Origin of the sequence: Vagococcus sp. (assembly GCF_036639995.1) — a bacterium.
Lineage (GTDB): Bacteria > Bacillota > Bacilli > Lactobacillales > Vagococcaceae > Vagococcus.
This window is the reverse complement of sequence record NZ_JAVWHO010000012.1, coordinates 1-3,232: the sequence shown is the minus strand read 5'-3', so window position 1 is coordinate 3,232 and position 3,232 is coordinate 1. Positions and strand designations below refer to the sequence as shown.

Below are 3,232 nucleotides of genomic sequence, written 5' to 3'. Positions count from 1 at the left end.
GATAACCGACAAGTTTCAAAGGATAGTCGCTTTCCTGAAGTAGGATTTATTCCAAAAGACAATGTTATTGGAAAAGCTACTGTTTCATTTTGGCCACCCAGTCAGTGGGGAATGGTTAAATAACAATAAAAAGACTAACTTATTTTGAAGTTAGTCTTTTTTAATCCTCTTCATACTCCAATATGTCACCTGGCTGACACTTTAACACTTTACAGATTGCTTCTAATGTCGAAAAACGGACAGCCGCGGCTTTACCCGTTTTTAATTTAGATAAGTTGACGTTTGTCACCCCTACTTCTTCTGCTAAATCCTTTAATGATATTTTTCGATCTGCCATCACTCGATCTAGTCGTACGACAATTGCCATGAATAGCTCCCCCTTACCCTAAACAACATCTTCTGAAAAATTTTGTAATTCCAAACCATAATTTATGACTTCTGCCATGCAGTAAACAACTAATCCTACTAAGAAACTTACTCCAATGTTAAAGTTTATGTAATAACCGTCTATCGTTAATACTGATACTATAAGTGAATAAATAAGAGACGGCGTAACACCTAGACAAATCAAAGCAATGCCAATTCTTTTCAACAATTTTTTATTTCCCTCTGAAAATGGGGTTTGATTTTGAGATAATCTTTTGAAAAAACGACTACTTTGAAAGAAAATAATGCTATAAATAGTAAGCACTGGTACCGCAACTATGATACCAGCCAATAATTGTTTACTTGGATTCGGCATATTTTTCATAGCAGAAAATATTGACCAACCATTATTAGGCGGACTAATTAAAAAATTTCTATTTTCCTTAAAAAAATACATAAAAGTAAGTAAAAACATTGATAATAAATTAAAAACACTAACTAAAAATAGGACAACTTCCAAGACCTTTGCTAATTTTTTAAATTTACTAGTATTCATGATGCTCATCTCCTTTTCAAATCTTACACCGCATCATCCGAAAATTCTTGTAATTTCACACCGTAACGAATTACTTCTGCCATGAATAAAATAATAACTCCTACAAAAGTTAAACTACTTACCATCACCAAATCAATCATTACCGGTTTCATTGTTGTAAAAGGTAGAATCAATGAATAAATTAAAGGAATACCGATATCCGCCAGAATCAACAAACAGCCGATTTTTCTTAATTTTTGATAAACTTTGACTGAAAAAGGTGTGACGTCTTTTTCCAGATACAAGAAAAATTGACTAACGTGATAAAAAGTATAGGCTAATAGAAATTTTTCAACACTACTAGTAATAAAGCCAACAAAATCATTAGTATATACTGGCGTTAAAGAACCTATCACATTTTGCAATGAATAATCTCTAACACTTAGAAAAATACTAGGTAACCCTTCTCCTACAAAAAGACTCACTAGAAAAAGAACTCCCTGAATCATAACTATTATCCCTATCACTTCAAAAATTATTTTCATCCCTCTTGATAACCATTTAAACTCTCTAACATCCATCTCAACTACCTCCTTTTCTTAATTTTATGTTAGCATCTTTTTTATCTAATTACAACTATTAATTATCGTTTATCATTAATTAATATATCTATATTGATAATTAAAAAGAATTATTTTTTAATTTCAATCCTCTTTTACTCTTTATGAGTGGCTAAACAATGGGAATTTTATTGAGTCACATTCTACCGAACCTTTTCCTAAAAAAAATAGCGCATCCTCATCTAATGGTTCTTCTTGTTGCGTCATTATCAGTCCTATTTCTTCTTTTAAATGAAAATGACAAACAATACTCGTTATTTTCTCAATTGGTAAGTAACTTAACACCTCTTTGACTGAAATAGCCTTTTGACTTAATATATCAAAAAGGTGTAGCTCTTCCCCTTCAATCTCATATGTCACAAAAACATCTAAATCTTCTATAAAATAAATATTCTGTGCGAAAACTGTTGAAAAATAAAACATAGTCAATGAATAATTATCTACTAAGTACGTTTCTAAATGGTGATTATTTCTATTTCTTCCATAATTTTCTAATTTTTCTTTTTCTATCTCAAATTGACATTGTTTAAGCTTTCTATTTTGGGGAATCAATTGATTGGTCGGTACAACAACACTTAACTCATTCACACGTTTAAAACCAAATTTAGGATAAAAATCTAGCACTGTCTCATTGGCAAATAGATAAATAATGTCGCTTGTTTCTTGATATTTTTCAATAATTCTCTCCATTAGGATTTTCGATAAGCCTTGAGACCGGTAAGCTTTTTTAGTCATCACCGTTCCAATTTGAATAACTTGATATCTTTTATCCCGAACAACCAGTTCTCCTTTTGTTATGGAGGCATTGGCTATTATCTCTTTTTGATTCATTAAAGCATAAGGAATATATGAGTCTTCCCAGTAGCCTAATGCTGCCCAGTCCTCAAAATTAATTTCAAAGGTTTCTTGTGCTAGTTGATTAAAGCTTTTAAAAAGCACCTTGTTGTCTTTTATATTGTTTACTAATTCATATTCGTTCATTGTTTTTTCTCCTCTATTTTTTTAATTTTTAGTTTATCTTTTATCAAATCAACTCGTTCACCTCCAAAAAAACAAAAAGGAGCCTGACTAATTCCGTCGGCTCCATGACACAAATAAAAACAGCTTCCTTTACAAGGAAACTGCGATATTTTCAGCTTTTTCGTTTTAGTTTCTATTATCGCTTGAAATCGTCACTAAATAAGAGTCAGCAGTCGCTGAATTTTTTTAATGATTCATCCTTATTTAATTGGTTAAGGAATTAACCAGCGATAATAAGTTTTAGCATAAACCAAAGCTCCTTTTGTTTTTTTAAGATAAATTGATTCTAACACATCTCTTCCTTTTTTTCAGCTAAGTCAATTGCCATTGTAAAAGGATTATAACTAAACGTCTTGGCATCCAAACACTCTAACTTGTAATGAATGCCTTGATAGTTAAAGGTAATTTCATCTTGTTCCTCAATTTTATCATATTCTTTTATGAATGCCTCTTCTAAGTCTTCCAAAACAAATGTGTGCGTAATTTCATATGTATTAAGCGCCACATGAGCAACAAAGAAATCTGCTTCGTACTCGGTTTTAAAAAATGGCTGTATTTTTTCAGAAGTCGGAACAACACTCTCAAAAAACAGCTGATCCTTTTCGTATTTTCCAATTGAGGCTATATAACTACGTTCTTCTTCATCCATTGCCATCTTAAATAATTCACCAAAGATACTTGGTTTACGGTC

Annotated in this window: 6 protein-coding genes; 1 reads left to right on the top strand and 5 read right to left on the bottom strand. The window is 31.3% G+C overall.

Going from position 1 to position 3,232, the window contains the following annotated elements; genetic code table 11:
• Window positions 1–123, top strand: a 123-nt coding sequence (locus RR554_RS12120; protein ID WP_443081208.1) for a S26 family signal peptidase, incomplete at its 5' end; no start/stop codon positions are given.
• A 37-nt stretch (window positions 124–160) separates the two neighbouring features.
• Here the strand turns inward: RR554_RS12120 and RR554_RS05125 are convergent.
• The 5 genes from RR554_RS05125 to RR554_RS05105 all read right to left on the bottom strand — a co-directional run.
• Window positions 161–367 (bottom strand): helix-turn-helix domain-containing protein, encoded by a 207-nt coding sequence (locus tag RR554_RS05125; protein ID WP_332463094.1) that lies wholly within the window; start codon window positions 365–367, stop codon window positions 161–163.
• An 18-nt stretch (window positions 368–385) separates the two neighbouring features.
• A complete protein-coding gene (locus RR554_RS05120) occupies window positions 386–922 on the bottom strand; it encodes a DUF2975 domain-containing protein (RefSeq protein WP_332463095.1) in 537 nt (178 codons plus the stop codon).
• Window positions 923–945: 23 nt separating this feature from the next.
• On the bottom strand, window positions 946–1,482 hold the full coding sequence (locus tag RR554_RS05115; protein WP_332467548.1) for a DUF2975 domain-containing protein: 537 nt from the start codon (window positions 1,480–1,482) through the stop codon (window positions 946–948).
• 141 nt (window positions 1,483–1,623) lie between these two features.
• Window positions 1,624–2,502 carry a GNAT family N-acetyltransferase gene (locus RR554_RS05110; RefSeq protein WP_332463097.1) on the bottom strand — a complete coding sequence of 293 codons (879 nt, stop codon included), beginning with the start codon at window positions 2,500–2,502 and terminating at the stop codon, window positions 1,624–1,626.
• A gap of 325 nt (window positions 2,503–2,827) precedes the next feature.
• Window positions 2,828–3,232 (bottom strand): hypothetical protein (locus tag RR554_RS05105; RefSeq protein ID WP_332467547.1); only part of this gene is annotated, 405 nt, incomplete at its 5' end.